The sequence below is a fragment of the Xanthobacter sp. DMC12 genome, assembly GCF_056314105.1.
On the sequence record NZ_JBQUYZ010000008.1, the window covers coordinates 184,218 to 209,818 of the forward strand.

Consider the following 25,601-nt stretch of genomic DNA (forward strand, 5'->3'; position numbering starts at 1 on the left):
GCACACAGCGCCGGACAGACCGGCCGGGTGCCGCGATGAGCGGCCGATCGCAGTCGGAGGAACAGGGCAGATGGACAAGGCGCGAACCAAGGGCACCTCCCAGCGCGGCTTTGCGGCGATGGACGCGGAAAAGCAGCGGGCCATCGCGCGCAAGGGAGGCGAGAGCGTCCCGGCCGAAAAGCGCAGCTTCTTCCAGAACCGCACGCTGGCCGCCGAGGCGGGCCGCAAGGGCGGGCAGAGCGTCGCCGACGACCAGCGCAGCTTTTCCCGCGACCGTACCCTCGCCTCGCAGGCGGGACAGAAGGGCGGTCAGAAGAGCGGCCAGACCACCGGCACGGGAACCGGCAACGGCGGCGCCTGATCGCGCCGTCCCTCGGGGCGTACCGGATTCCGCCGTCCGCAGCGCTGTTGCGGACGGGAACCGGAAGCGCAGCCGCAGCGTTAGGCTCAGGTCACGCTGAAAGTCGCCCCACCCGGATCGCCCGGGACTGGCTTTCGCGGATGCCCGCCACCGCCTCCGCCCGCAAGGGTGAGCCGGACGCGGACATCGCCGCCACATAAAGTCACGATTGCCGGAAAGAATAGGCCGCCTGATGGACCTGCCCGCGCCGAGCGAAAGGACCCGCCAAGAGATGGACGCTGCCGCCCTGCGCACGCAGGTGCTGGAGTTCCTGCCAGCGGTGCGCGCCTTCGCGCGGTCGCTGACGCGCAACCGCACGGAAGCCGACGATCTCGTCCAGGAGACGCTGCTGAAAGCGCTCTCCAACATCGACAAGTTCGATCCCGGCACCAATCTGCGGGCGTGGCTGTTCACCATCCTGCGCAACACTTATTACACCGAGATCCGCAAGCGCCGACGCGAGAACGACGGCATGGCCGCGCTCGCCCAGCAGGACACCAACATCGGCCCGAGCCAGGAATGGTCGGCCACACTCACCTCCCTCAAGGACGCCCTCGCCCGGCTGCCCGACGACCAGCGCGAGGCGCTGGTGCTGGTGGGCGCGGCAGGCCTCTCCTACGAAGAGGCGGCCGAGGTGTGCGGCTGCGCGCTCGGCACCATCAAGAGCCGCGTCAACCGCGCCCGCGCCAAGCTGCTGGTGCTGATGGGCGCGGAAGCCACCGCCGACGTGGTGGAAGGCGACGCGGTCGCCCTCTCCGCCGCCCGCAGCTAGAGCCGCAGCGGCCGCCCGGCGCGGGCGGTTCGACGGAAATCCGTGGCAATCCCGCAAGATCGGTCGAGCGCGTCACCCCTGCGCGCGCTTATCTGGTGCCGCCACGGAGACAGGACGATGAAGGCGGCGGCGCTTCGAGACCACCACGCCCGGTTGCTGCGGGTGCTCGATCACATCGACCGGCATCTGGACGACCATCTGGACCTCGACGCGCTGAGCGCCGTCGCGGCCTATTCCAAATATCACTTCCACCGGCAGTTCACGGCGACCTTCGGGCTGTCCGTCCATCGCTATATCCAGCTCGCGCGCATGAAGCGGGCCTCCTACCGGCTTGCCTACCGGGAGGCCCAAAGCGTCACCGAGATCGCGATGGATGCCGGCTACGAGGCACCCGATGCCTTCGCCCGCGCCTTCCGGCAACGGTTCGGGCAATCGCCGTCCGCGTTCCTGAAATCTCCCGACTGGGAGCCGTGGCTTGCGGCCTTCGGGCCTCTCGACGATGCGAGGAGCAAGCGCATGCAGGACACCTTTACGACTGACGACGTGACGATCCGCGACGTGGCCCCCACCCCGGTGGCGATCATGGAGCATCGCGGCGATCCGGAGCGGCTCGGCGCGACGATCCAGCGGTTCATCGCATGGCGCAAGGCTGCCGGCCTGCCGCCTCGGACCAATCCGACCTTCACGGTCTGGCGGTCCGAGCGGCGTCCAGCCGCGCCGGCGGACTACAGCGTGGACCTGTGTGTCGGGATCAGCCAGCCGATCGAGACGGACGGTCCCGGGATCAAGCTCGGCGAGATCCCGGGCGGACGCTGCGCCGTGCTGCGGGTGGTCGGCAACACCGACAATCTGGAGCCCGCCGCGCTCTATCTTTATCGCGAGTGGCTTCCGGCCAGCGGCGAGGAACCGCGCGACTTCCCGATCTATTGCCAGCGGCTGAGCTTCTTCCCGGAGGTGCCCGAGCACGAGACGGTCGCGGACCTGTTCCTGCCGCTGAAATAGCGCCTTCGGACGGCGGGCCTGCCGCCCCGGGGGCGGAATCCAAACTGAGACACCGGCGGGCCAGGGTGCTTGACAGGCGGGCCCGGCCGTCGCTTGGTTCGGCCATGACATCTTTCGTCCGGAAGGACGTCGCCCCGAACACAGCCGCCGAGGCGCGGCGCGAGGCGGACGAGCCCCATTCCCCCGTGGTGCGTTTCGGCACCGGTGCCCCGCTCAGGCTGGATGCGGGCGTCGAGCTGAACCACCTGCAGATCGGCTACCAGACCTACGGCGAGCCCAATGCCGCCGGCACCAATGCGGTGCTGGTGTGCCACGCGCTGACCGGCGACCAGCATGCCGCGAGCCTCAATCCCGTCACCGGCAAGCCGGGCTGGTGGGAGACCATGGTCGGCCCCGGCAAGCCCATCGACACCGAGCGCTTCTTCGTCATCTGCGCCAACGTGCTCGGCGGCTGCATGGGCACCACCGGCCCCGCCTCCACCGATCCTTCGACCGGGCGGCCCTACGGTCTCGAGATGCCGCTCGTCACCATTCGCGACATGGTGAACGCGCAGGCCATGCTGCTCGACCATCTCGGCATCGAGAAGCTTCTGTGCGTCGCCGGCGGCTCCATGGGCGGCATGCAGGTGCTGCAATGGGCGGCGAGCTATCCCGAGCGGCTGTTCGCGGCCATGCCGATTGCCACCGGCGCGCGCCACTCGGCGCAGAACATCGCCTTCCACGAGGTGGGCCGGCAGGCGGTGATGGCCGATCCCGACTGGCGCGGCGGGCGCTATCTGGCGGAAGGGGTGACGCCCCATCGCGGCCTCGCGGTGGCGCGCATGGCGGCGCACATCACCTACATGTCGGACCAGTCGCTGCACAACAAGTTCGGCCGCCGGCTGCAGAACCGCGAGATGCCCACCTTCGGCTTCGATGCCGATTTCCAGGTGGAAAGCTATCTGCGCCACCAGGGCGAATCGTTCGTGCAGCGGTTCGATCCCAATTCCTATCTCTACGTGACGCGGGCCATGGACTATTTCGACCTCGCGGCGGACTACGGCGGCGTGCTGGCCAATGCCTTCCGCGGCTCGAAGACGCGCTTCTGCGTCGCCTCCTTCACCTCGGACTGGCTGTTTCCCACCGAGGAATCCCGCGCCATCGTCCATGCGCTGAACGCCTCCGGCGCCAGCGTCTCCTTCACCGAGATCGAGAGCGACAAGGGCCACGACGCCTTTTTGCTGGAAGAGCCGCAATTGTTCGCCATCGCTCGCGGCTTCCTCGACAGCGCGGCGCGCGCCCTGGGCCTTCCGGCCGGGAGGGGTTCGTGAGCATCGCCTTGCGCCAGCCGGTGCTGGATGAAAGTGCCGTTCGCGATCAGGGCGGCCGCGTCGACCTCGTGGTGGTGGCCGAGATGGTCGCTCCCGGCTCGCGCGTGCTCGACGTGGGCTCCGGCGATGGGGCGCTCCTCGAACTCCTCGCCACCACCCGCAATTGCGACGCGCGCGGCATCGAACTGTCGCGCGAGGGCGTGAATGCGGGCGTGGCGCGCGGCCTCGCCATCATCCAGGGCGATGCGGACGTGGACCTCGCCCATTACCCCGACGACGCCTTCGATTACGTCATCCTCTCCCAGACGCTGCAGGCCACCCGCCGGCCGCGCTGGGTGCTGGAGCAGATGCTGCGCATCGGCCGCCGCGCGGTGGTGTCCTTCCCCAATTTCGGCCACTGGCGCTCGCGCCTCGACCTCATGGTCAACGGCCGCATGCCGGTGACGGACAACATGCCCATCGCCTGGTACGAGACCCCCAACATCCACTTCTGCACCATCCGCGACTTCGTGGCCCTGGTGGAGCTGCTGGACGCACGCATCGAAAAGGCCGTGGCGCTGGATTCCTCCGGCCACCGCGTGCGGGTGAACATGCCTTGGTGGGTGTGGAACCTACTCGGCGAGCAGGCGGTGTTTCTGCTGACGCGGAAGGTGTGAGGGGGCGTCACTGCCAGCCCGAGTGATCGGCGGCAGCCTCGATAGCGTTCAGAATATCCTGCTCTGCGGGATCGTTGGCGACCGAAGCCGACTGGCGGCGGCATTCCTCGGCGGAGCCGGGCAACTCTCCTTCCGCCCCGCGGGAGACCGCGGGGCTTGGTGGCTCGCTGGGGTCAAGGTCGCGGGCGCGCATCAATCGCTGTTCTCCGTCAGAAGAAGAATTGCGGGATTGAGGCTGTATCGCACGCGGATCATCCCGGTCCAGTCGACGAGACCATCCAGCGCGGGCGCGGCGGCGGCAATCCGATTGAGATTCTTCTCGGTCGCGTCGATCGGATAGACGCTCTCCGTCAGGAGATGCCGCGACCAGTCGCAATCCAGCCCCAGTTCACCCAGCGCCTTCACATAATTGGCCAGTCTCGACGGGAGGATATCGCTCTTGTTGAAGCGCCCGTCTTCCGCGAAGTAGTTGGTGCGCGCAATCGCATCCAAGGCCGGCTTGATACCTAGGCGCGGCTCCAGCCGCGTGGCGACCATGGACACATGCTCGCACAGAATGCCGCCGGCCTGATGCTTCAGCGCGAGCCATTCCCGTCCCGGCCGCAGGACGGGCACAAGCTCCGTGAAGGCAAGAACCGGAACCACCTGAAGGTCGTGCTCCGGATTGTCGCGGGCCGTCCCCTTCCACCAGAGCGGACCGAAGACGTCGTCGCTGTCCGAAAAGAGCTTCGTCGGCACGGAAGGCGCGCGAGACAATGCGCCACCGAAGGGCCACAGGCGCAATGGCCCCCCATCCAGGCGATGAGGCGCCAGCATCTCCTCCGTGACAATCATCCGGGATTACCCCTCACCCCGCCGGCACCCCGCCGGGCACCAGCACGGGTTCCAGCGCCGGTTCGGCGATGCGGCTGGGGCGGCGGACGGCGACGGGGCGGTAGAGCTGCTTGGTGGCTTCCACCACCAGCACGCCGGAAAAGGGCAGCGACAGGCGCGCGCCGATGCGCTCCCACGCCACCGCCGTATTCAGGAACCAGCGGCTGGGCGGGGCATAGAGCGCCTCGTCCCACCCCACGGGGGTGAACAGGGCCTCGCGCAGCAGGCTCACCACCTGTCCCCGCGAGAAGGGGCGGCCGTTGCCGAAGGGGGTGGTATCGAGCCGCGCCCACACGCCCCGCCGGTTCGGCACCACCGCCAGCAGCCGACCGCCCGGCGCCAGCACGCGCCAGACCTCGCGCAGCATCTCGGCGGCGTTGGGGGTCATCTCCAGCGCATGGACGATCACCACCCGGTCCATGCTGGAGGTGGGAAACGGCAGCAGAGTCTCGTCGGCGAGGGTGGCCAGCGTCGGCGCGGCGGAGGGCCAGCGCACCACGCCCTGCGCCGCCGGCATCACCGCGAGGCAGCGCTCGGCCTCCTCGCGGAACACGCCGAGATAGGGCGTGGGATAGCCGAGGCCCAGCACGCGCATCCCCGTCACATTGTCGAAGCGGGCGCGGATGGCGCGGCCGAGCAGGCGGCGCGTCATGATCCCGAGGGGCTGGGCGTAGAAATTGCGCAGGTCGACGACGTCGAGAAACATGCACCCTCGCTGTGGACAGCGGCCGGCCGGCCACACTTCCGCTCGCTCCCTTAATAGAGGATCATGCGCGCCGGGTCCGCAACCCGAGCCGCCGTCCATCCTCCCGGAGATCGACACCGTGCCGGCCGACATCCGCCTGATCCCCTGCCTCGGCGACAATTACGCCGTCCTCATCCACGATCCCGTCACCGAGGCCACGGCGGTGGTGGACGTGCCCGAACCGGGGCCGGTGATGACGGCGCTGGAGAAGGAAGGCTGGACCCTCACCCATATCTTCGTCACCCACCATCATGCCGACCACACCCAGGGCATCCCGGCAGTGAAGGCGCGCTATGGCGCCACCGTCGTCGGCCCCAAGTCCGAGGCGGACAAGATCCCCGGCCTCGACGTGGCGGTGGTGGACGGCGATCCCGTCGCGGTGGGCTCGCTGGTGGGGCGCGTGCTGGAGACGCCCGGCCATACCGCCGGCCCCGCGTCCTATTTCTTCGAAGGCGAGAAGCTGCTGTTCGCGGGCGACACGCTGTTCACGCTCGGCTGCGGCCGGGCGCTGGAATGCGAGCCGCCGGTGCTGTGGCATTCGCTGCAGCGGCTGCGCGCCCTGCCGGAAGACCTCGATGTCTATTCCGGCCATGAATACACCCTCGGCAACGCCCGCTTCGCCCTCTCCGTCGATCCCGACAATGCGGACCTCGCCGCCATGTACGCCAAGGCGCAGGAGCAGCGCGCCAAAGGCGAGCCCACCATGCCCTCCAAGCTCGGCGACGAGCTGAAGGCCAACCCCTTCCTGCGCGCCGACGATCCGGCCATGGCCGAGCGCCTCGGCATGGCGGGGGCGGACCCGGCCGAGGTCTTCACCGCGCTGCGCGAGCGCAAGAACAGCTTCAAGGGCTGAGGGATGGGCGACGCCACGCTTCAGGGGCTCACCGCCGAGGCGGTGATTGCCCTGCTCGCGCTTCAGCCCCATCCCGAGGGTGGGTTTTTCCGGGAAACGTTCCGCGAGACGGCACCGGATGGCGGGCGCGGGGCCTCCACCGCCATCTATTTCCTGCTGCGCGCGGGAGAGCGCTCCCACTGGCACAAGGTGGATGCGTCCGAAGTCTGGCACTGGCATGCCGGCGCGCCGCTCAGGCTCCGCATCGCCGACGCCGCGGGCAAGCGCGACCTGCTGCTGGGGCCGGATCTTGCGGCCGGAGAGCGGCCGCAGGGCGTGGTACCGCCCTTTGCGTGGCAGGCGGCGGAAAGCCTCGGCGCCTGGACGCTGGTCGGCTGCACGGTGGCGCCGGCGTTCGATTTCGCAGGATTTGAACTCGCCCCGCCCGGCTGGGAGCCGGGCCAGCCTTAACGGCCCGCCCTCACACCATCGCGCAGAGGGCTTCCATGCGGGCACACACATCGCCGAGGCTCGGCGGGTTGGCGCCGCTGCGCTGGGCCATGAGGAAATCGGCGAGATCGCCGGCTTCCTGCTGGCGCAGGAACTTCACCACGTCCTCGACGCTGGACACCCGCGTCTCGGCGTCTCCGATCACGATGCGCAGAGAGGTCGGGGTATTCAGAGGAAGGCTCTGGCCCATCATCGTCTCCGTTCGTCGGTTGCCGCCTCCCGGACGGAGGCCAGCAACATCAGCCGCATAGTAAACGCGGCCTTATGGCGACGGTTCCAGCCCATGGCGTGATCGTGCGCAAATTCCTCACGCGCCGTGGGCGATGAGGTCCGGCAGGCGGCGCGTCAGGGTGCGCAGCACGCTCTGGGAGCCCTTGGACATCACGTCGAACACACCGTCATTGGCGCTGTCCGTGCCGAAGCCGTCATGGAAGAAGCGGAAATGGGTGCCGCCCGTGGGCGTGGGCGTCAGCGTCCAGGTCACCAGCGTGTCGATATAGTGGCCGAAGCCCTTCAGTTCCTCGTGCCCGCCCTTCCAGGTGAAGGACAGCTCCTTTTCGGGAATGCAGCTCTTCACCTGGCACTGGAATTCGCCGTCCCACCGCTCGATGGGCCGGCCCCAGATGGTGAATTTGTGCCCCTCCAGCGGCTGGATGTCGTTGGGAAAGAACCACACGGCGAGCCATTCGGAATCGGTGATGGCGCGCCACACGACGTCCACCGGCTGGTCGAACTCGGCTTCGGTGAGAATGGAGCGGGTTTCGACGACATCCGACATGGAAGGATCTCCAAAAGCCATCAATGAAACGGGCGCGCGGGCCTGTGTCGGCTGAAGCAAAAAATGGACCCGGAGCGCGATCCGATCAGACCGGGCTCGGTCTGATCGGTGAATCGCCCTCCAACGTGAAGCTGGAGCAAGCACTTTCCCCTCGGGCCGCTCAGCAGGCCGAGGGGAAAGTGCTTTAGGCGGTTTGCGACAGAGGCTCCCGCCCTTCCAACGCGTCCGCGAAAGCCAGCGCGAAGGCGGCCCGGTCGGCCTCCTCCGGGAAACGGATGTCCACGCTCCACTCGGTCGTCACCGTCCCGCCCGGCCAGTCACGCGCGGCGCGATGCCAGTGAAGGGCGGGCCAGCGCGCGTTGCGTTGGGTCTCGCCGGCTTCGTCGCGCCGGGCCGGGCGGCCCAGCGCCTCATTGAGCCACGCCATCACCTCGGGTCCGAAGGCGAGAGCGAAGGCGACGCCATGGCGGATGCTGCGCGGCGGGGCGCGCAGCAGCGTCTGGCCGATCACCGCATAGGCGGGCGGGCCATCGTCCAGCGCCAGCTCGCGCATCACCAGCAGGCGAAAGCCGCCCGCGATGGGGAGCGCCGGCACGGCGGCGATGGCGGTGGGATCGTCCGCGCTCATGCCCCGCGCTCCGCCGCTGGCACCGTTCCTGCTACGCCGATGCAAAGCCGGAAACCGACGGAGGCGGCGTGACCAAGGCGGACTACATTCCCGAGCTGAGCGAGGTGCGCATGGAGCGCCGCGCGCCGGAAACGCCGTTTCAGCTCGACACGGAAGATCATCTCTACGTCCATGGCTGCCTCCGGCAGGTGGAGGCGGCGTTCGGCCTCGATGCGTTCCCCGGCGTGCCGTTCGACGCCATCCCGGGCCGGGCGCTGATCCACCGCTTCATCGTGTGGTGGCGGACCCTGGAGCCGGAGACGCCGGGGCAAGTGGAAGCCCATGCCCAGCTTCCGGGCGCCATCCGCCTGCTCGATACGGTCTCCGCCTTCCTGGAGGAGCGGGCCGGACGCGGCTGAGCGAAGGGCATCGCGCGGGGCATGGCCTACGCCTTCGCCGCCCCCGGCTCCGGCGGGGCGCGGTCGGCGGCCTTCAGGGCATCGATGGCGGCGAACAACGCGAGCCGCCCGTCCGCCTCCGCCGCCTCGGGCGTGTCGCCGACGCCGAGGCAGCCGGGCACGTCGGCAAAGCTCACGACAAACCCGCCGCCATCGTCCTCCGGGATGGGCGCGACGGCCGAGGGATAGGCGGCGATGTCGGCCACCGCGCCGGGGGCGAGCGCCTTGTAGCGCACCGGCGCGCCGCCCTCGTCCATGCGGTCCACCATGGCGACGAAGGCCCGCACATGGGCCGCGCGGATGGGGTTCTTCATGGGCACCGCCACGCAGTTCGGCACGGACGGATGGGTGAAGACCACATGGGTCCCCGTCACCTTGCGGAACTTGATGGCATATTGGGAGGCGGTGATCTCCAGATCCGCCGGCCGCCGCGCGTCGCCGGGGCTGGCCCGCAGGGCCTCGAGCCTCTTGTTGTGCATGACGATGAACCCATCAAAGAACGAAGCGTTGGGAAAAAACGCGGGAACTGGAAAGGTTTCAGTGTAGGCCTGCCGCGAAAGGCGGCAAGCCGAAATGGTGGGCAGGGAGAGGGTTGAGGAGCGGGAAAGATCATGTGGCGCGCGCTCCCCGGACAAGCGACACCGCAGATGGAGCGCTGATCCGGGGTCCAGCGCAAGACTCCCGCGCAGCGGGGCAATGCCTGAAAGCGCTCGGGCGAAAAGCGCCTTCGGCAAAACGTTGCGCTGGGCCCCGGCTCACATTCCGCTGACGCTCCATGTGTCCGGGGCGCGAGGTTGGTTCACCAGCCCCGCCTTGCCTCCCCCGCCCGCGCAGGTGTAAGCCTCGATCCTCCCGTCCTTTTTCAGTCTGCCATTGCCCGTGTCCCTCACCGTCTGCACCTGGAACATCAATTCCGTCCGCATCCGCCTCGACATCGTGCGCGCCGCCGTGGAGCGGTTGCAGCCGGATGTGCTGTGCCTGCAGGAGACCAAGTGCCAGGACGACAAGTTTCCCCTCAACGCCATCCGCGACATGGGCTTTCCCCACATCGCGCTGAACGGGCAGAAGGGCTGGCATGGGGTGGCGACGTTCTCCAAGCGCCCGTTCGCGCAGGTGGAGAAGGGCAATTTCTGCGGCAAGGGCGATGCCCGCCACATCGCGGTGACCCTCGATGGCGCCCATGCGCTCGGCCAGCCGCTCACCATCCATAATTTCTACGTGCCGGCGGGCGGCGACGTGCCGGACCCGGAGCTGAACCCCAAGTTCGCCCACAAGCTCGCCTTCCTCGACGAGATCACCACCTGGGCGCCGCTGAAGGCCCATGCCGCCGGCAGCGCGCACGCCATCGTGGTGGGCGACCTCAACATCGCCCCGCTCGAAACCGACGTGTGGAACCACAAGCAGCTGCTCACCGTGGTCAGCCACACCCCGGTCGAGGTGGAGCGGCTTGCCGCGTTTCAGGCGTCCGGCCCGTGGGTGGACGTGATGCGCCGCTTCGTGCCGCCGCAGGAGAAGCTCTTCACCTGGTGGAGCTACCGTTCGCCCGACTACACGGCGAACGACCGCGGCCGCCGCCTCGACCATGTCTGGGCGTCGCAGGGCCTTGCGCCCGCCGCCCGCGCCATGACCGTGCTGAAGGACGCACGCGGCTGGGAAAAGCCGTCGGATCACGTCCCCGTGGCGATGACCTTCGCGTAGAGGCCCCTCAGGGCTTCGCGGGCGATGGGGCGGGGGGCGTCTGGGGCGTTTCCGCCGGCCCGCCGAGGCCGGGAATGCCGAGGGCGGCGCCGATCTTACCCTTTGGCACCTTCATCACCTGGGTTCCGGGCGGCAACTGGAACTGCTTCTGGTCCTGCGGTGCGCGGGTGAGGGATGTCGCCTCGAACACCACCTGCCTGGTGCCCTTGATCTCCACCGCCGTGCGCAGGGCAATGCCATCCGGCGTGATGCAGGCGGTCGTGGGCCCGAGGGCCGATTTCATCTGCGGATCGACCTTCCACAGGTCGCACGCCTCGCCCGCCACTGTGTCCTCGCCCACTCGGAGGCCGGTGCCGGTGAGGGCGCCGAGCACGTATTCCGGCGGCAGCTCGATCTCCACCGCCATGTTGGGCAGGTTGGGCGTGCGCACGACCATGCTGCGCGCGTTCAGATCGATGACGCCCACCATGCTGCCGGGGATGTTGGGCTTCTGGATCTCCACCCGCATCTTGCCCTGGCTGTGGGCGATATCGATGGTGCCACCCCGCTTGAGGTCGGCCTTGAGGGCAAAGTCGGTCGTGGGCAGGGGCACAGGATCGGCGCGGGCGGGAGAGAGCGTCGGCAGGCTGAGGGCCAGCACCCCGACCGTAAGGGCGAATACCGGCACTGAAATACCCGCGACAGCACGGCGGCGGCCGCATCCGCCCGCTTGGCGCCGGCAATCATTACCCATCGTCAACTCCTCCGCCCCACCCGTCATAGCAGAAGGGCATGTCCGTTGGGCAAGGGCATGTCCGCCCGACACGCCTTTCCAAACGCCTCAGGGAATGCCCCAGAGGCACCTGCTGCAACGGTATGGCGCAGCAGACGCGACCCGGGCCGCCGGCGCAACCCACCCGCGTGGGCGGGTGGCGCAGGACTGGCGAAAATCGCGCTCGATCAAATATCCGGAGGGTTGGTTGTCGTAATGCCTTCTTGGAGGGGCGCGAGCATCACACCCCAACCAAAGGGCTGCCGGGCCGGGGCGATTCGCCACAGGTGGACGGGTGGACAGGCGGCCGCGAAATGCGCCGGGAAGAAGCAGCGAGGCCGTGTAGGATGACGCGAAAAGGAGGGCGCGCCAGAATGATGCCGGAAGGGCCAGCGCAGGAGGGCCGCGAGGCTGAAGGACGCGAGCCCGGCGCACGCGAGCCGGAGAAGCGCGACGCGGGCAAGCCCGTGCGGACGCCGCGCGCGGCCGAGCGGCGAGCGCAGGCGGCCGAAACGCCGGTCCTGACGCCCGCCTCCGCCGCGCCCGCGCCTGCGCCTTCCAGTCCGGCGGCATCCCTCCCCGCCATGTCCCTGCCGGCCATGTCCCTCCCCGGCGTGCCCCTGCCCGGCGTGTCCCTGCCCGCCTCGTCATTGTCGGCGACGCCCCCGGCGGCGCCAGCGCCGACGACCAGCCCCCTGCCGGAGACCGGGCCTGCCCGCGCCCCCATATCCGGTCCCTCGCCCGCCCCCCTGCCGGAACCCGCGCCCGCGGTCGCGGCCGCCGCAGCTGCCTCTCCGCCCGTGGCTGCGCCCCCCGCCCCGCCGAGCCTGGGCGCGTCCCCGTTTGCCGCGCCGGGTGGCCGGGGCGGGCGGCGGAGCCTCGCGCTGGTGGGCGCCATCGCCGCGGTGGTCATCGGCGGCGCTGCCGCCGGCGTGCTCGATCCGCTGCTGGCGATCGTCCTGGCGGCGCTGCTGGTGGCGCTCTGGCTGTCGCTGCGGACGGCGCCGCCGGCGCCGCTTCCCGTGGTGACGCCCCTGCCCCCGCCGCAGCCGCCCCCGTCGCGGGATTCGCAGGCCTGCGCGGTGGTGGCGGCGCTGCCCGAGCCGGCGCTGCTGCTCTCGGCCGCCGGCAACATCATCACCGCCAACCAGCGGGTCGCCCTGGCGCTCGGCCCGACGCGGGTGGGCGATCCCCTCTCCTTCGTGGTGCGCGTGCCGGAGGTGCTGGACGCCGTGCGCGCGGCGGCGGCGGACGGCGTGCCGCGGCGCGTGGAGTTCGCCGAGCGCATCCCCCTCGACCGCTGGCTGGAGGCCCATGTGGTGCCGCTCCGGCTGCACGTCTCCCCCGAGCGCGCGCCGGACGCGGTGCTGCTGACCTTCCGCGACCTCACCCAGCAGCGCCGGGTGGAGCAGATGCGGGCGGATTTCGTGGCCAACGCCAGCCACGAGCTGCGCACGCCCCTCGCGTCCCTCTCGGGCTTCATCGAGACGCTGCAGGGCCCGGCCCGCAACGACACGCCGGCCCGCGAGCGCTTCCTCGCCATCATGTCGGCGCAGGCCCGGCGCATGTCGCGCCTCATCGACGATCTGCTTTCGCTCTCGCGCATCGAACTGAACGCCCACGTCCAGCCGCAGACCAAGGTGGATCTCGGCGCCATCATCGCCCACGTCTGCGACACCCTCTCGCCCCTCGCCCGCGACCGCGGGGTGGAGCTCGAGCAGGTGCGCGAGTCCGGCGACCTGGAAATCCTCGGCGACCGCGACGAGCTGATCCGCCTGTTCGAGAATCTGGTGGAGAACGCCCTCAAATACGGCGCCGCCGGCAAGACGGTGGAGGTCCGGCTCGCCCGCGAGAACGGCACCGCCGTGGTGAGCGTGCAGGACTTCGGCCCGGGCATCGCGCCGGAGCACCTGCCGCGCCTCACCGAGCGCTTCTACCGGGTGGACGTGGCGGCCAGCCGCGACCAGGGCGGTACGGGGCTCGGGCTCGCCATCGTCAAGCACATCGTCGCCCGCCACCGTGGCCGGCTCACCGTGGAAAGCGAGCTGGGCCGGGGCGCAATCTTCTCCGTGCGCCTGGATACTTTGCCGAACCCGGAACAAATGTTAGAAAAAGCAAAGACCTAGGCTGTCATGCCCGTGTCACGCACGCGTCATAGAACCTTGGCGCGCCGGGGCTAAGAGTCCTGAGCCCAGAGTTGCCCCGGCGCCTGCCGGAGCGGCAACCGATTTGGCAAGGAGAGATATCGTGAAGCTCACCACCGCTCTCGGCGTGATCGCCGTAGCCGGCTCGCTGTTTGCCGGCAGCGCCCAGGCTGTCGATTTCACCGGCGCTGGCGCGTCCTTCCCCGCCCCCGTCTACCAGTCCTGGGGCGCGAAGTTCAAAGAGAAGACCGGCGCGACGCTGAACTACCAGTCGATCGGCTCCGGCGGCGGCCAGAACCAGATCATCAACCGCACGGTGGACTTCGGCGCCTCCGACGCGACGGTCCCCGGCGAGAAGCTCGCCGCCAACAACCTGCTGCAGTTCCCGACCGTGATCGGCTCGGTGGTCGCCACCGTCAACCTCGACGGCATCACCACCAACCAGCTCAAGCTCACCGGCCCGGTGCTCGCCGACATCTATCTCGGCAAGATCACCAAGTGGAACGACAAGGCCATCGCCGAGCTGAACCCCGGCGTGACCCTGCCCGCGAACGCCATCGTCCCGGTCTATCGTTCGGACTCTTCGGGCACGACCTCCATCTTCACCGCCTACCTGTCGGCCGTCAGCCCCGACTGGAAGTCCAAGGTCGGCTCTGCCACCTCGGTCCAGTGGCCCACCGGCGCCGGCGCCAAGGGTAACGAGGGTGTCACCGGCACCGTCAAGAACACCAAGGGCGGCATCGGCTACGTCGAGTTCATCTACGCCGCCGCCAACAAGCTGGTCGTGACCCAGCTGCAGAACAAGGCCGGCAAGTTCGTCAGCCCCGAGGTCGCCGGCTTCCAGGCCGCCGCCGCCTCCGCCGACTGGAAGGGCGCCAAGGACTTCGCCGCTTCCATGATCGACGCCCCCGCCCCCGAGGCCTGGCCGATCGTCTCCCCCACCTACATCCTGCTGCCGAAGAACCCGACGAACGTCGAGGCTTCCCGCGAAGTGATGAAGTTCTTCGAGTGGGCCTACACCAAGGAAGGCGCCGACATCGCCGAGAACCTGCACTACATCCCGCTGCCCGCGGCGGTGGTCGAGCAGGTGAAGGCCGCCTTCAAGGCCGAAGTGAAGGGCCCGGACGGCAAGCCCGTCCTCTGATCCCAGATGATCGCGCCGCCCTCCCCAAAGAGGGCGGCGCTTTTCCTTACGGTGACAGGTCCGGTAGCGCACGCATCGACAAGCCGGGGCAGGGGATAAAATGGACGCGACGGTGGAAGGCATGCGGTCTGGCTCGGCAGAGCCCATCAGCAAGGCCAAGGGGACGGGGCGGATCGCCGATCCGATCTTCATCGGCCTCCTCTGGGCGAGCGGCATCTTCGTCCTGATCCTGCTCGGGCTCATCATCGCCGAGCTGTTCAAGGGCGGCCTGCCGGCCCTCCAGCACTTCGGGCTGGACTTCATCTGGTCGTCCGCCTGGAACCCGGTGACCGAGAATTTCGGCGCCCTGGTGATGATCTACGGCACGCTGTTCTCCGCCATTATCGCGGTGATCGTGGCGCTGCCGCTCTCCTTCGGCATCGCCTTCTTCCTCACCGAGATCGCGCCCCAGCCGCTCAAGCGGCCCATCGGCGTCGCGGTGCAGCTGCTCGCCGCCGTGCCGTCCATCATCTACGGCATGTGGGGCTTCTTCGTCATCGTCCCGCTGATGGCAGCCTATGTGCAGCCGCCGCTGATTGACATCTTCGGCGACATCCCGGTCATCGGCGCCCTGTTCGCCGGCCCGCCGCTCGGCTCCGGCATGCTCACCGCGGGCCTCATCCTCGCCGTGATGATCCTGCCCTTCATCACCGCCATGTTCGTCGAGACGCTCGAGAGCGTGCCGCCCATGCTGAAGGAATCGGCCTACGGCATCGGCGCCACCACCTACGAGGTCTACAAGAACGTCTCCGTGCCCTACGGCAAGACCGCCATGGTGGGCGCCATCATGCTCGGCCTCGGCCGCGCGCTGGGCGAGACCATGGCCGTGACCTTCGTCATCGGCAACGCGACGCGCATGTCCGCCTCCCTGTTCGCACCGGGCGCGACCATCGCCTCCACCATCGCCAACGAATTCCCCGAGGCCCCGATCGGATCGCTGAAGCTCACCTCCCTGCTGCAGCTCGGCTTCATCCTGTTCGTGATCTCCTTCATCGTCCTTGCACTGTCCCGGGCGCTCGTGCGCTCGCGGCTCGACTGACCGGGGGCTCGAACGTCATGGCTTCCCTCGCTGCGCGCCGCGCCGTCGACAAGACCGTCAAGGTGGTGTCCACCGGCTTCGCCGTGTTCGCCCTGTTCCTGCTGGGCTGGATCCTGTGGACCCTGCTCTCCCGCGGCCTGCCCGCGCTGGGGACGAACGTCTTCACCCAGGTCACCAAGCCGCCGGGCCAGGGCGGCGGCCTGCTCAATGCCATCGTCGGCTCGCTGATCCAGATCGGCATCGCCATGGCCATCGGCGGTCCCATCGGCATCTTCTGCGGCACCTTCCTCGCCGAGAACGGCAAGGGCACGAAGCTCGGCGCCGCCGCGCGCTTCGTGAACGACATCCTGCTGTCGGCGCCGTCCATCCTGGTCGGCCTGTTCATCTACACTTTGCTGGTGGTGCCGCTCGGCGGCTTCTCCGGCTGGGCCGGCGCCATCGCCCTCGCCATCCTGGTGATCCCGGTCATCGTGCGTACCACCGAGGACATGCTGAACCTCGTTCCGGTGGGCCTGCGCGAAGCCGCCTTCGCCCTCGGCGCACCGCAGTGGAAGGTGGTCATGTTCATCACCTGGCGCGCGGCCCGCGCCGGCATCGTCACCGGCGTGCTTTTGGCCATCGCCCGCGCCGCCGGCGAGACCGCCCCGCTGCTGTTCACCTCGCTGGGCAACAACGCCATGTCGACCGACCTGTCGAAGCCCATGGCCAGCCTGCCCATCGCCATCTACCAGTTCGCCGGCAGCCCGTTCGACGACTGGGTGGCCCTCGCCTGGGCCGGCGCGCTGCTCATCACGGTGGGCGTGCTGGTGCTGAACGTGGCCTCCCGCCTCTTCCTGGCCCGCAGCCACTGATTTCAGGGCGCGGGCCAAGGCCCGCAGCCTTCCGCCCTTTCCGCAATTCCTCCGAAGCACGGCATACGCCCAAGCGAGGACAAGATGACTTCAGCCGTCGATCCCACCTTCAATCTCGCCTCCGCCGTCGGCGCCAAGCCCGACGCGCCGCCGGCCCCCGCCAAGATCAAGGTGGAGAACCTCCAGTTCTACTACGGCAGCAACCATGCGCTGCGGAACATCAACTTCGAGGTTCCGGAGAAGCGCGTGACGGCCATGATCGGCCCCTCGGGCTGCGGCAAGTCCACGCTGTTGCGCGTGTTCAACCGCATGTTCGACCTCTACCCCGGCCAGCGCGCCGAGGGCTCGGTGCTGTTCGACGGCGTGAACATCGTCGGCAAGGAGCTGGACCCCACCATCGTGCGCACGCGCATCGGCATGGTGTTCCAGAAGCCCACGCCCTTCCCCATGTCGATCTATGACAACATCGCGTTCGGCGTGAAGCTGCACGAGAAGCTCTCCAAGTCGCAGATGGACGAGCGCGTGGAATGGTGCCTGCGCAAGGCCGCCATCTGGGACGAGACCAAGGACCGCCTGCACACCTCGGCGCTCGGCATGTCCGGCGGCCAGCAGCAGCGCCTGTGCATCGCCCGCACCATCGCGGTGAAGCCCGAGGTGATCCTGCTGGACGAGCCCACCTCGGCGCTCGATCCCATCTCCACCTCGAAGATCGAGGACCTGATCGACGAGCTGAAGCAGGACTTCACCATCGTCATCGTCACCCACAACATGCAGCAGGCCGCGCGCTGCGCCGACATGACCGCCTTCTTCTATCTGGGCGAGCTCATCGAAATGGCGCCCTCGGACGTGATCTTCACCAATCCGAAGGAGATCAAGACGCGCGACTACATCACCGGCCGCTTCGGCTGACCGATTGAAGGATCACTGAGATGCCGGATCATATCGTCGCCTCCTTCGACCAGGAGCTGAAGGAAATCGGCCGCAAGGTCGTCGAGATGGGCGGGCAGGCCGAGCGCCTGGTCGCCGACAGCGTCGCCTCCCTCATCCGCCGCGACAGCGCCCTCGCGCAGAAGGTCGTGCTGCTCGACGCGACGGTGGATCAGGTGCAGCGCGAGATCGAGGACCGGGCCATCCTGGTCATCGCCAAGCGCCAGCCCGTGGCCATCGACCTGCGCGAGATCGTCGCCGCCATCCGCATCGCCAACGACCTCGAGCGCATCGGCGACCTCGCCAAGAACGTCGGCAAGCGCGTCATCGCCATCGAGGGCGAGTACCATCCGGCGAAGCTGGTGCGCGGGGTGGAGCACATCTCCGACCTCGTGCTCGAGCAGCTCAAGGAGGTGCTCGACGCCTACGCCGCCCGCAACGAGGCGAAGGCGCTGGAAGTGTGGGGCCGGGACGGCGCCATCGACACCATGTACACGTCCCTGTTCCGCGAGCTCCTCACCTACATGATGGAAGACCCGCGCAACATCTCGGTGTGCACGCATCTCCTGTTCTGCGCCAAGAACATCGAGCGTATCGGCGACCACGCGACCAACATCGCGGAAATCGTCTACTACATGGTGACGGGCCAGAACCTGCCGGAGAGCCGCCCGAAGGCGGACGCCTCCAGCGACACCACCCTGCCCTTCCCGGGCCGCACCACCGTTCAGAGCTGATCGCCAAAGGCGACCCGCACACGCTGAAGACGGGGCGCAGAGCCCCGATAGTGACGGATAGAGCAAAGTGCCGGCGCGTATTCTGATCGTCGAGGATGAAGAGCCGTTGACCCTCCTGCTCCGGTACAATCTGGAGTCGGAGGGCTACGGCGTCGAGAGCGTGGGACGCGGCGACGAGGCCGAGACCCGGCTGCGCGAAAGCGTGCCGGATCTCATCATCCTCGACTGGATGCTGCCCGGCCTTTCGGGCATCGAGCTGTGCCGGCGCCTGCGCACCCGGCCGGAGACCGAGCGCCTGCCCGTCATCATGCTCACCGCCCGCGGCGAGGAGACCGAGCGGGTGCGCGGCCTCGCCACCGGCGCGGACGACTATGTGGTGAAGCCGTTCTCGGTGCCCGAGCTGCTCGCACGCGTGCGGGCGCTGCTGCGCCGGGCCAAGCCCGAGCACGTGGCAACCCTCCTGCGCGCCGGGGACATCGAGCTCGACCGCGAGACCCACCGGGTGCATCGCGGCGGGCGCGAGATCCACCTCGGCCCCACCGAGTTCCGCCTGCTCGAATTCCTGATGCAGAGCCCCGGCCGCGTCTTCTCCCGCGAGCAATTGCTGGACGGCGTGTGGGGCCAGGACGTCTATATCGACGAGCGCACGGTGGATGTTCACGTGGGCCGCCTGCGCAAGGCCATCAACCGCGGCCGCCAGTCCGACCCCATCCGCACCGTGCGCGGTGCCGGCTATTCCTTCAACGAGATGTTCGCCCGCGCCCATTGAGCGGGGGATCAGGGCTGGGGCGGAGCGAAGCGCTCACCCCGTGCGCACGCCCAGCAGCCCCAGCGCCTGCTTCGCCGCGCGCTCGCCGGAGAGCCAGGCGCCGCCCACCGTACCCCAGAGGGTCTCGTGGGTGTGCTCGCCGGCGAAGACGAGGCGGCCGCCCACCGTCTCGGTGAAGGCGCGGCGCATGTTGCCGAAGCCCGGCAGGGCGCAGGAGAAGGCGCCGAGCGCCCACGGCTCCTTGCTCCAGCGGGTGGCGAACACCTTGGTCACGCGCGCCGCCGCATCCGCCCCGAACTCGCGCGTCAGCGCCGCCTTCACGAAGGCGGCGGCGGCCTCGGGCGGGCTGTCGGCGAGGCCGGCGGCCACGTCGCCGCCCACCTCCAGGCTGTAGAGATCGGTGCCGCCGATGCGGGCGCGCAGGGCATAGGCGCGCGGCCCGTCGGCGCGGAAATAGATCAGTTCGTCGGCGCCGAGATTGCCGGGATTGCGCGGCATGCGGAAACCGATGTGGTCGAAGGCGCCGAGCGTGATCTTCTCGATCGCCGTGCGATAGCGTGGCGGCAGGTTCGGCCCGATGCGCAGCTTGCCGGCGGCGATGACGCTGGGCGGCACCGCGACGATCACGGTGCGCCCGGTCACGCTGCCCTTGCTGGTCTGCACCGAGACGAGGCGCGGGCTGAGGTCGATGGATCGCGCCACCACCTCGAGCCGCACCGTGAGCGGCCGGGCGAGCTGCGCCACCAGCGTGCCCACCCCCTGCCGGCAGATGTCCTCGCTCTCGCGCTCGTCGGCGCGGGACACGTCCACGGTGGAGACCTGATCCAGCTCCTTGGCGCAGTTGAACGGGCCGAGGACGAAGCGGGCGCTCGGCCCCCACGGCCCGAGGTCCGGCAGGGCGCGGGAGGCGGCCATGTCGCGGTTGGCGTCGCCGGCGGCGACGATGGCCCGCTCGCCCCGGCGCACGGTGGCGACGAAATCCTCGTAATCGGTATCGCCCGCCTCGCGCCCGTTCACATAGAGCCGGCCGCCCTCCGGCGCGCGATAGATGTCGAGCCCTTCGGCCCGGCCAAAGGCGGCCATGGGGCGTGCCGCCGGCATGTTGAGGCGCGGCGCGCCGAGGTCGAACGGCACGCCGAACTGGCTGGTGTCGGTCACCGTGCGGCCGCCCACCTGCTTGCCGGCCTCCAGCAGCACATAGCTGCGCCCGGCCTCGGCGATGCGCCGCGCGGCGGCGATGCCGGCGGCTCCGGCGCCGATGATGATGACATCCGCCTCGATCTGCTGGCCGAGCGCGCGCGAGGTCGCGAGGCTCAGGCCGGCGAGCGGCGCAGCCGCCAGCGCGGCACCACGGGCCAGCAGCGCGCGGCGGGAAAGGGAAAGGCGATCGGGTCCGGTCACGGGCGGAACGCTACCATGGGGCGCAGAGCGGGGCGAGAGGGCGGGCCGCCCTCAGCGGTAAACGCGCGACAACACGGACTTTCTGGTGTTTTCCGCTCCAACCTTCGCAAAATTGTAAGCCGGCATGTGGATAAAGGGGCGCGCGGACGGGCCGCCCCGCTCGCGCTCAGGAAGGGCGGGGAGACCCATGAAAGACCCGGTTCAGAAGACCATCGGCTACAGGCTCACCCACACGGCGCGGCTGCAGAAGGCGCTGTCGGCCCGTCTCCTCGCCGGTCTCGGGCTGTTTCCGGGGCAGGAATCGGTGCTCAAGCTGCTGTGCGAGGCGGACGGCCGCACCATGGGCGATCTCGCCTCGGCGCTGCGGGTGCGTCCGCCCACCGCCTCCAAGACCATCGCCCGCCTCACCACCCAGGGCCTCGTGGAGCGCCGCGCCACCGACGGCGACGGCCGCCTCGTGCGCGTCTTTCTCACCGATGCCGGGCGCGAGCGCGGCGCCTCCATCGACACGGTGTGGGACCAGCTGGAGACCGAGATGGTGCTGGGCCTCGACAGCAAGGAGAAGAAGCGCCTGCGCAAGCTCCTGCGCAAGGTGGAGAAGAACCTCGCCCTGCGCCTCGGCGCCGATGGCGGCCTCGACGATGAGGCCGAGCCCGGCGACGAGGACGAGGACGCCTGAGGGGCGTCCGCCCCCTCGCGCCACCGGCCTTGCGCCCGGCGCATGGAGCGCTGCGCCACCATGCGCCTGACCGCCCTTTTCTCCCGGCCCGTCCCGCGCTATGCGTTGGCTGATCGGTTTTTCAATCGATTAAAGCCACACACCGGCAAAAGCCGCCGCGCCAACGGAAAAAACCTCAGAACGCCGGCCGGATCCGGCGCCGCACCGGGGGAAACATGTCCAACGCCATCGATCTCAAGGACCGCTTCGCCATCGTCACCGGCGGCGCGCAGGGCATCGGCCGCGCCGTGGTGGAGCGCTTTCTCGCCTCCGGCGCCCGCGTCGCCATCTTCGATCGCGACACCGACCTCGTGGTGAAAACCGCCGACGAACTGGGCCGCGCCCGCGTGATGCCCGTCACCGTCGACGTCAGCCGCCTCGCCGACGTGGAGCGCGCGGTGGCCGAGGTGCATGCCGAATTCGGCCGCATCGACATCCTCGTGAACAATGCCGGCGTCGCGGGCGCGAACCACAAGGTGTGGGACTATCCCGAAGCGGAATGGAAGAAGGTGATGGCCATCAATCTCGACGGCCCCTTCTTCTGCTGCCGCGCCGTGGCGCCGCACATGATCGCGCAGAAATACGGGCGCATCGTCAATGTCGCCTCCATCGCCGGCAAGGAGGGCAACCCTAACGCCTCCGCCTATTCGGCCTCGAAGGCGGGCGTGATCGCCCTCACCAAGTCGCTGGGCAAGGAGCTGGCCGAATTCGACATCGCGGTGAACTGCGTGACGCCCGCCGCCGCGCGCACCGCCATCTTCGACCAGATGAGCCAGCAGCACATCGACTACATGCTCTCCAAGATCCCGCGCGGGCGCTTCGTGCAGGTGGACGAGGTGGCGGCGACCATCGCCTTCGCCGCCTCGGCCGATTGCTCCTTCACCACGGGCGCGGTGTTCGACCTGTCCGGCGGCCGCGCCACCTATTGAGGACCGCCATGCGCGCGCCGGGAGACAGTCACGTCACGCCCGCCCCGGCGCCGCTGGTCGGCATCGCGCTCATGTGCCTCGCGGTGATGAGCTTCGCGCTGACCGACACCACGGCCAAATGGCTTAGCGCCCACATCAATGTGCTGATCGTGGTGTGGGCGCGCTATGTCATCCACTTCGCCTTGTCGCTGGTGGTGTTCAACCCGTGGACCGTGCCGGGGCTGATGCGCACCAAGCGGCCGGGGCTGCAGATCGTCCGCTCGGCCCTGCTGTTCGCCACGACGGCGCTGAATTTCACGGCCCTCCAGTTCCTGCAGCTGGACCAGACCGTCTCCATCATGTTCTCCATCCCCTTCTTCGTGGCGCTGTTCGCCGGGCCGCTGCTGGGGGAGCGGGTGGGGCTGGAGCGCTGGCTCGCCATCATCGTGGGCTTCGCCGGCATCCTGCTGGTGGTGCGACCAGGGGCGGGCGGCATCCATCCGGCCGCTATCCTCTCGCTGGTGGCGGCGGCGACCTACGCCCTCTATTCCATCACCACCCGCATGCTGGCGCGCACGGACGCCAGCAAGACGACGCTGTTCTACACTGCGCTCGTCGGCTCGGTGGTGGCCAGCATCCCGCTGCCCTTCGTGTGGGAGACGCCCCGCGACCCGGTGGTGATCGGCGCCATGGTCGGCCTCGGTGCGGTGGCCGGCGCGGGCCATTTCGTGCTGATCCTCGCCCATGCGCGGGCCCCGGCGGCGACACTCGCGCCCTATATCTACACGCAGATCCTGAGCATGATCGCACTCGGCTGGCTGGTGTTCGGCCAGGTTCCGAGCCTGTGGACGCTGGCCGGTGCCGCCATTGTCATCGCCTCGGGCGCCTATCTTCTGGTGCGCGACGCGCAGATGCGGCCCCACTGAGCGAATAAAGCGAAAGCCTTCTCTGTTTCGTCAAATTGCACCTTATGCTGGGCCTCACTCTTCCCAGCTCGCAGGATCATCATGAGCGCCGCCCGTCTTCTCGTCGTCGAAGGAAACACCGCGGAGGCCCGCGCGCGGCAGGTGGCTTTCGGCGGTCAGGCGGCGAGCGAGGGCTATGCGCAGTTGCTGCGCGAGCTGTTCCCCGGTGCGGTGACGGTGGACATCTGCTACCCCGCCGATGCCGGCGCGAACCTGCCCGACGCGGGGGGCCTCGAAGGCTATGATGGCATCGCCATCACCGGCTCCTCGCTGAACATCTATCACGGCGGCCCCGAGATCACGCAGCAGATCGAGCTGATGCGGACCGCCTTCACCACGGACGTGCCCGTCTTCGGCAGTTGCTGGGGCCTGCAACTGCTCACCGTGGCGGCGGGCGGTGCGGTGCGGCGTAATCCGCGCGGGCGGGAGGTGGGCTTCGGCCGGCGCATCCGCATGACGGCGGACGGCGCCGCGCACCCCATGTTTGACGGAAAGCCCGCCGTGTTCGAGGCCATGACCGTGCATCTCGACGAGGTGGAAACGCTGCCCGAGGGGGCGCGTCTGCTCGCCAGCAACGACCATTCCGTGGTGCAGGCGGCGGAGATTCCGGTGGGGCGCACCATGTGCTGGGGGGTGCAGTATCACCCCGAATATCCCTTCCGCGAGATGGCCGCCATCTTCCGCCGGCTCCAGCCCTCGCTGGTGGCGGAGGGCTTCTTCCCGGACGAGGAGGAAGAGGCCGCCTTCATCGCCGACCTGGAGCATTTCGAGCGCGAGCCCGGCAATGCGGCGCTGGCCTGGCGTCACGGCATCGATGGCGCGGTAATCCGCAAGGATGTGCGCACCCTCGAGATCGCAAACTGGATCACCCACCAGGTGCTCCCCGGCCGCGCCCGCCGCAATCGGGGCTGAGCCCCTCCATCGCGACCTTGGCAATTGTGCCTGACCCGCGTTGCGGCGAGACTTGCCGCAACGGCGGAGCCGATGCGGATGCTGAGCCGCCGGTTTGGGAGGGGCACCATGAAAACCATTTTCGCTGCAGGGCTGCTGCTGGCGGCCGGAACGCTCGCGGCGCAGGCCGCCGACGCGCCGCGCGTCGTCGGAAACTGGGCCAGCAACGGCGATTTCGCCGCCGCCCGCATGGGCAAGGGACCGTTCTTCGACCCGTCCAAGCTCACGCTCTACAAGGACGAGAAGGTCATTTCCTACCGGATCGAGATGCAGGACGGGCGCGCGTTTGCCGGCGTCGTCATCGGCACCGGCGGCAAGGAGGCGCCCTTCGCCGGCGTGTTCCAGATGGACGGGAAGAGCTTCATCTTCTCCGATTCCTTCGGCTCCGGCTTTGGGACCGTCGATGGAACGAGCATCGAGCTGTGCTGGGCCGACAGCCTGCCGGACTATGTGTCCGCCGCCTGTGGCACCTTCACGCTTTCCGCGAAATAGCTTCCGCCGCGGGCCGACGGACGCCCAGCCGCGCCGACAGCGCCTGCGCATCCTCCGGCGCATGCCTTTTGTCCGTATTGTCGAAGAAGACGAAGACGTCCCGGGGCTGTGCCGGCGCGGGCGTCTTCGAGATCATCCGGGCCTTGGGCGCCGGGCGTCCTCGGGTCCAGGCGCGGACCCGCCTGGCCCAGAGGTCGAGCGCATCCGGCTCGTAGCGGCTGCGATAGAGTTCGGAAGAGCCGTGCAGCCGGCAGTAGACGAAGTCCGCCGTCAGATCCATTCGGCAGGGCCACTCCACCGAATCGGCAATCACCAGGGCGACCTCGTGGGTGCGCAGCAGCGCGACGAAGTCTTCGGTGAGAAAGCTCTCATGGCGGATTTCCACGGCGTGGCGGAGGGGACGCACAGCATCGGTTTGCGTCAAAGCCCGGCCGTCGAGCCGTGCATCGTGTCCGCGGGCGAGGCGGGCGGCCTGTTCAGTGTCCCGGGGCAGGCGCTGGAGGAACGCTTCCATCCGCGCGTCGAACGGCAGGTTGGGCGGGAACTGCCAGAGGAGGGGACCGAGCTTGTCCTTCAGGGCCAGCACGCCGGATGCGAAGAAATTGGCGAGCGGCGTCTCGATGTCCTCCAGTCGGCGCAAATGCGTGATGTAGCGCGGCCCCTTGAGGGCGAAGAGGAAGTCGTCGGGCGTCTCAGCGGCCCAGCGGGCGTAGGTGCGCGGCGTCTGCAGCCGGTAGAAGGAGCCGTTGACCTCCAGCGCGCGGAACATCGACGCGGCATAGGCGAGCTGGTGACGCGCCGGCAGTCCGGTGGGGTAAAAGTGGCCCGCCCATGGCGCATAGGTCCAGCCTGAAAGTCCGATTCGCACATCCATGCGCCATCAACGGCGAGAGCCGCTGAAGGGTTCGGTTCGTCGCGATGGCTTGTGCCGGGTAATCGGAGGCTGGACATCAGTGCGGCGCACCTGGACCGGCCAAGACGAGGGCGTCGATCAGCCGCCAAGCCAAGGACCCAGCAGACGCGCAAAAGCCCCCGCCTGCATTTGCAGGTCGGGGGCTTTTGGGATTGTGGATAGGGCATTATGCGCATGTGCTTTGCAGGCCTGGCAGCGACCTACTCTCCCGCGT

Annotated in this window: 31 protein-coding genes; 21 read left to right on the forward strand and 10 right to left on the reverse strand. The window is 68.9% G+C overall.

From position 1 onward, the window contains the following. The first annotated feature begins 70 nt into the window (after positions 1-70). The 5 genes from ACT535_RS23685 to metW all read left to right on the forward strand — a co-directional run bounded on the left by ACT535_RS23685 (position 71) and on the right by metW (position 4,140). The gene (locus ACT535_RS23685) at positions 71-361 is read left to right on the forward strand and encodes a KGG domain-containing protein (RefSeq protein ID WP_168457101.1); all 291 of its coding nucleotides are present in this window, start codon (positions 71-73) and stop codon (positions 359-361) included. A gap of 271 nt (positions 362-632) precedes the next feature. Continuing rightward, on the forward strand, positions 633-1,172 hold the full coding sequence (locus ACT535_RS23690) for a sigma-70 family RNA polymerase sigma factor (protein ID WP_168457100.1): 540 nt from the start codon (positions 633-635) through the stop codon (positions 1,170-1,172). 117 nt (positions 1,173-1,289) lie between these two features. After that, a complete protein-coding gene (locus ACT535_RS23695) occupies positions 1,290-2,174 on the forward strand; it encodes an AraC family transcriptional regulator (protein WP_476366251.1) in 885 nt (294 codons plus the stop codon). Positions 2,175-2,278: 104 nt separating this feature from the next. Beyond that, a complete protein-coding gene (gene metX / locus ACT535_RS23700) occupies positions 2,279-3,484 on the forward strand; it encodes a homoserine O-acetyltransferase MetX (protein ID WP_168457098.1) in 1,206 nt (401 codons plus the stop codon). 2 nt (positions 3,485-3,486) lie between these two features. Further along, positions 3,487-4,140, forward strand: a complete 654-nt coding sequence (gene metW, locus ACT535_RS23705) for a methionine biosynthesis protein MetW (protein WP_476331376.1) — start codon at positions 3,487-3,489, stop codon at positions 4,138-4,140. Positions 4,141-4,147: 7 nt separating this feature from the next. Here the strand turns inward: metW and ACT535_RS23710 are convergent, their stop codons facing one another. From ACT535_RS23710 to ACT535_RS23720, 3 genes are all read right to left on the reverse strand, one after another. Then, on the reverse strand, positions 4,148-4,333 hold the full coding sequence (locus ACT535_RS23710; RefSeq protein ID WP_476366252.1) for an antitoxin MazE-like protein: 186 nt from the start codon (positions 4,331-4,333) through the stop codon (positions 4,148-4,150). Continuing rightward, on the reverse strand, positions 4,333-4,923 hold the full coding sequence (locus ACT535_RS23715) for a hypothetical protein (RefSeq protein WP_476366253.1): 591 nt from the start codon (positions 4,921-4,923) through the stop codon (positions 4,333-4,335). The genes ACT535_RS23710 and ACT535_RS23715 overlap by 1 nt, the downstream gene beginning before the upstream one ends. Positions 4,924-4,987: 64 nt before the next feature. Beyond that, positions 4,988-5,719: a methyltransferase domain-containing protein gene (locus tag ACT535_RS23720; RefSeq protein WP_168457097.1), complete on the reverse strand. Its 732-nt coding sequence runs from the start codon at positions 5,717-5,719 to the stop codon at positions 4,988-4,990. Between the two features lie 118 nt (positions 5,720-5,837). Between ACT535_RS23720 and gloB the strand changes: the two genes are divergently transcribed. Together gloB and ACT535_RS23730 are read left to right on the forward strand one after the other, a co-directional pair. After that, positions 5,838-6,611: a hydroxyacylglutathione hydrolase gene (gloB, locus tag ACT535_RS23725; RefSeq protein ID WP_476366254.1), complete on the forward strand. Its 774-nt coding sequence runs from the start codon at positions 5,838-5,840 to the stop codon at positions 6,609-6,611. Between the two features lie 3 nt (positions 6,612-6,614). Continuing rightward, a complete protein-coding gene (locus ACT535_RS23730) occupies positions 6,615-7,061 on the forward strand; it encodes a cupin domain-containing protein (RefSeq protein WP_476366255.1) in 447 nt (148 codons plus the stop codon). A 10-nt stretch (positions 7,062-7,071) separates the two neighbouring features. Here the strand turns inward: ACT535_RS23730 and ACT535_RS23735 are convergent, their stop codons facing one another. The 3 genes from ACT535_RS23735 to ACT535_RS23745 form a co-directional block, all read right to left on the reverse strand. Then, positions 7,072-7,290, reverse strand: a complete 219-nt coding sequence (locus ACT535_RS23735) for a hypothetical protein (protein WP_168457094.1) — start codon at positions 7,288-7,290, stop codon at positions 7,072-7,074. A gap of 117 nt (positions 7,291-7,407) precedes the next feature. Beyond that, the gene (locus ACT535_RS23740; RefSeq protein ID WP_168457093.1) at positions 7,408-7,878 is read right to left on the reverse strand and encodes an SRPBCC family protein; all 471 of its coding nucleotides are present in this window, start codon (positions 7,876-7,878) and stop codon (positions 7,408-7,410) included. 184 nt (positions 7,879-8,062) lie between these two features. Next, on the reverse strand, positions 8,063-8,506 hold the full coding sequence (locus ACT535_RS23745) for a hypothetical protein (protein WP_476366256.1): 444 nt from the start codon (positions 8,504-8,506) through the stop codon (positions 8,063-8,065). A 68-nt stretch (positions 8,507-8,574) separates the two neighbouring features. On the opposite strand from ACT535_RS23745, the gene ACT535_RS23750 reads away from it, so the two are divergent. Further along, positions 8,575-8,904 (forward strand): hypothetical protein, encoded by a 330-nt coding sequence (locus tag ACT535_RS23750; protein WP_476366257.1) that lies wholly within the window; start codon positions 8,575-8,577, stop codon positions 8,902-8,904. 26 nt (positions 8,905-8,930) lie between these two features. Here ACT535_RS23750 and ACT535_RS23755 read toward each other — a convergent pair whose 3' ends face one another. After that, complete coding sequence (locus ACT535_RS23755; protein WP_476366258.1) at positions 8,931-9,422, reverse strand: type II toxin-antitoxin system HicB family antitoxin; 492 nt, start codon at positions 9,420-9,422, stop codon at positions 8,931-8,933. 400 nt (positions 9,423-9,822) lie between these two features. Between ACT535_RS23755 and ACT535_RS23760 the strand changes: the two genes are divergently transcribed. Beyond that, entirely contained in the window at positions 9,823-10,641 is an 819-nt protein-coding gene (locus ACT535_RS23760; protein WP_476330947.1) for an exodeoxyribonuclease III, read from the forward strand. 7 nt (positions 10,642-10,648) lie between these two features. On the opposite strand, the gene ACT535_RS23765 is transcribed toward ACT535_RS23760, so the two are convergent. Next, entirely contained in the window at positions 10,649-11,308 is a 660-nt protein-coding gene (locus tag ACT535_RS23765) for a hypothetical protein (RefSeq protein WP_476366259.1), read from the reverse strand. Between the two features lie 458 nt (positions 11,309-11,766). Between ACT535_RS23765 and phoR the strand changes: the two genes are divergently transcribed. The 7 genes from phoR to phoB all read left to right on the forward strand — a co-directional run bounded on the left by phoR (position 11,767) and on the right by phoB (position 19,039). After that, complete coding sequence (gene phoR / locus ACT535_RS23770) at positions 11,767-13,518, forward strand: phosphate regulon sensor histidine kinase PhoR (protein ID WP_476366260.1); 1,752 nt, start codon at positions 11,767-11,769, stop codon at positions 13,516-13,518. A 121-nt stretch (positions 13,519-13,639) separates the two neighbouring features. Further along, positions 13,640-14,680: a phosphate ABC transporter substrate-binding protein PstS gene (gene pstS, locus ACT535_RS23775; RefSeq protein WP_476366261.1), complete on the forward strand. Its 1,041-nt coding sequence runs from the start codon at positions 13,640-13,642 to the stop codon at positions 14,678-14,680. Between the two features lie 100 nt (positions 14,681-14,780). Then, a complete protein-coding gene (gene pstC / locus ACT535_RS23780; RefSeq protein ID WP_168457088.1) occupies positions 14,781-15,758 on the forward strand; it encodes a phosphate ABC transporter permease subunit PstC in 978 nt (325 codons plus the stop codon). 17 nt (positions 15,759-15,775) lie between these two features. Further along, positions 15,776-16,609 (forward strand): phosphate ABC transporter permease PstA, encoded by an 834-nt coding sequence (gene pstA / locus ACT535_RS23785; protein WP_210254303.1) that lies wholly within the window; start codon positions 15,776-15,778, stop codon positions 16,607-16,609. 84 nt (positions 16,610-16,693) lie between these two features. Next, positions 16,694-17,518 (forward strand): phosphate ABC transporter ATP-binding protein PstB, encoded by an 825-nt coding sequence (pstB, locus tag ACT535_RS23790; protein ID WP_168457087.1) that lies wholly within the window; start codon positions 16,694-16,696, stop codon positions 17,516-17,518. A gap of 20 nt (positions 17,519-17,538) precedes the next feature. Next, positions 17,539-18,270: a phosphate signaling complex protein PhoU gene (gene phoU, locus ACT535_RS23795; RefSeq protein ID WP_168457086.1), complete on the forward strand. Its 732-nt coding sequence runs from the start codon at positions 17,539-17,541 to the stop codon at positions 18,268-18,270. A 67-nt stretch (positions 18,271-18,337) separates the two neighbouring features. Beyond that, on the forward strand, positions 18,338-19,039 hold the full coding sequence (phoB, locus tag ACT535_RS23800) for a phosphate regulon transcriptional regulator PhoB (protein WP_476330923.1): 702 nt from the start codon (positions 18,338-18,340) through the stop codon (positions 19,037-19,039). Between the two features lie 33 nt (positions 19,040-19,072). On the opposite strand, the gene ACT535_RS23805 is transcribed toward phoB, so the two are convergent. After that, positions 19,073-20,440 carry an FAD-dependent oxidoreductase gene (locus tag ACT535_RS23805; protein ID WP_168457084.1) on the reverse strand — a complete coding sequence of 456 codons (1,368 nt, stop codon included), beginning with the start codon at positions 20,438-20,440 and terminating at the stop codon, positions 19,073-19,075. A gap of 187 nt (positions 20,441-20,627) precedes the next feature. On the opposite strand from ACT535_RS23805, the gene ACT535_RS23810 reads away from it, so the two are divergent. The 5 genes from ACT535_RS23810 (at position 20,628) to ACT535_RS23830 (ending at position 24,474) form a co-directional block, all read left to right on the forward strand. Next, the gene (locus tag ACT535_RS23810) at positions 20,628-21,119 is read left to right on the forward strand and encodes a MarR family winged helix-turn-helix transcriptional regulator (protein WP_476366262.1); all 492 of its coding nucleotides are present in this window, start codon (positions 20,628-20,630) and stop codon (positions 21,117-21,119) included. A gap of 215 nt (positions 21,120-21,334) precedes the next feature. Next, the gene (locus ACT535_RS23815; protein ID WP_476330917.1) at positions 21,335-22,087 is read left to right on the forward strand and encodes an SDR family NAD(P)-dependent oxidoreductase; all 753 of its coding nucleotides are present in this window, start codon (positions 21,335-21,337) and stop codon (positions 22,085-22,087) included. An 8-nt stretch (positions 22,088-22,095) separates the two neighbouring features. Next, positions 22,096-22,992, forward strand: coding sequence for a DMT family transporter (locus tag ACT535_RS23820; RefSeq protein ID WP_476366263.1), 897 nt, complete (start codon positions 22,096-22,098; stop codon positions 22,990-22,992). An 81-nt stretch (positions 22,993-23,073) separates the two neighbouring features. Then, on the forward strand, positions 23,074-23,943 hold the full coding sequence (locus tag ACT535_RS23825; protein WP_476366264.1) for a type 1 glutamine amidotransferase: 870 nt from the start codon (positions 23,074-23,076) through the stop codon (positions 23,941-23,943). 108 nt (positions 23,944-24,051) lie between these two features. Beyond that, positions 24,052-24,474 carry a hypothetical protein gene (locus ACT535_RS23830; RefSeq protein ID WP_476366265.1) on the forward strand — a complete coding sequence of 141 codons (423 nt, stop codon included), beginning with the start codon at positions 24,052-24,054 and terminating at the stop codon, positions 24,472-24,474. On the opposite strand, the gene ACT535_RS23835 is transcribed toward ACT535_RS23830, so the two are convergent. Next, entirely contained in the window at positions 24,455-25,348 is an 894-nt protein-coding gene (locus ACT535_RS23835) for a DUF72 domain-containing protein (RefSeq protein WP_476366266.1), read from the reverse strand. The genes ACT535_RS23830 and ACT535_RS23835 overlap by 20 nt on opposite strands. Between the last annotated feature and the right edge of the window lie 253 nt (positions 25,349-25,601).

Excerpts from the sequence above, each read along its gene's own strand:
- ACT535_RS23685 (WP_168457101.1), top strand. The coding sequence starts at position 71 with ATGGACAAGGCGCGAACCAAGGGCACCTCCCAGCGCGGCTTTGCGGCG.
- ACT535_RS23690 (WP_168457100.1), top strand. The coding sequence starts at position 633 with ATGGACGCTGCCGCCCTGCGCACGCAGGTGCTGGAGTTCCTGCCAGCG.
- ACT535_RS23695 (WP_476366251.1), top strand. The coding sequence starts at position 1,290 with ATGAAGGCGGCGGCGCTTCGAGACCACCACGCCCGGTTGCTGCGGGTG.
- metX (WP_168457098.1), top strand. The coding sequence starts at position 2,279 with ATGACATCTTTCGTCCGGAAGGACGTCGCCCCGAACACAGCCGCCGAG.
- ACT535_RS23710 (WP_476366252.1), bottom strand. The coding sequence starts at position 4,333 with ATGCGCGCCCGCGACCTTGACCCCAGCGAGCCACCAAGCCCCGCGGTC.
- ACT535_RS23720 (WP_168457097.1), bottom strand. The coding sequence starts at position 5,719 with ATGTTTCTCGACGTCGTCGACCTGCGCAATTTCTACGCCCAGCCCCTC.
- ACT535_RS23730 (WP_476366255.1), top strand. The coding sequence starts at position 6,615 with ATGGGCGACGCCACGCTTCAGGGGCTCACCGCCGAGGCGGTGATTGCC.
- ACT535_RS23735 (WP_168457094.1), bottom strand. The coding sequence starts at position 7,290 with ATGGGCCAGAGCCTTCCTCTGAATACCCCGACCTCTCTGCGCATCGTG.
- ACT535_RS23740 (WP_168457093.1), bottom strand. The coding sequence starts at position 7,878 with ATGTCGGATGTCGTCGAAACCCGCTCCATTCTCACCGAAGCCGAGTTC.
- ACT535_RS23745 (WP_476366256.1), bottom strand. The coding sequence starts at position 8,506 with ATGAGCGCGGACGATCCCACCGCCATCGCCGCCGTGCCGGCGCTCCCC.
- ACT535_RS23755 (WP_476366258.1), bottom strand. The coding sequence starts at position 9,422 with ATGCACAACAAGAGGCTCGAGGCCCTGCGGGCCAGCCCCGGCGACGCG.
- phoR (WP_476366260.1), top strand. The coding sequence starts at position 11,767 with ATGATGCCGGAAGGGCCAGCGCAGGAGGGCCGCGAGGCTGAAGGACGC.
- pstC (WP_168457088.1), top strand. The coding sequence starts at position 14,781 with ATGGACGCGACGGTGGAAGGCATGCGGTCTGGCTCGGCAGAGCCCATC.
- pstA (WP_210254303.1), top strand. The coding sequence starts at position 15,776 with ATGGCTTCCCTCGCTGCGCGCCGCGCCGTCGACAAGACCGTCAAGGTG.
- pstB (WP_168457087.1), top strand. The coding sequence starts at position 16,694 with ATGACTTCAGCCGTCGATCCCACCTTCAATCTCGCCTCCGCCGTCGGC.
- phoU (WP_168457086.1), top strand. The coding sequence starts at position 17,539 with ATGCCGGATCATATCGTCGCCTCCTTCGACCAGGAGCTGAAGGAAATC.
- ACT535_RS23810 (WP_476366262.1), top strand. The coding sequence starts at position 20,628 with ATGAAAGACCCGGTTCAGAAGACCATCGGCTACAGGCTCACCCACACG.
- ACT535_RS23815 (WP_476330917.1), top strand. The coding sequence starts at position 21,335 with ATGTCCAACGCCATCGATCTCAAGGACCGCTTCGCCATCGTCACCGGC.
- ACT535_RS23820 (WP_476366263.1), top strand. The coding sequence starts at position 22,096 with ATGCGCGCGCCGGGAGACAGTCACGTCACGCCCGCCCCGGCGCCGCTG.
- ACT535_RS23825 (WP_476366264.1), top strand. The coding sequence starts at position 23,074 with ATGAGCGCCGCCCGTCTTCTCGTCGTCGAAGGAAACACCGCGGAGGCC.
- ACT535_RS23830 (WP_476366265.1), top strand. The coding sequence starts at position 24,052 with ATGAAAACCATTTTCGCTGCAGGGCTGCTGCTGGCGGCCGGAACGCTC.
- ACT535_RS23835 (WP_476366266.1), bottom strand. The coding sequence starts at position 25,348 with ATGGATGTGCGAATCGGACTTTCAGGCTGGACCTATGCGCCATGGGCG.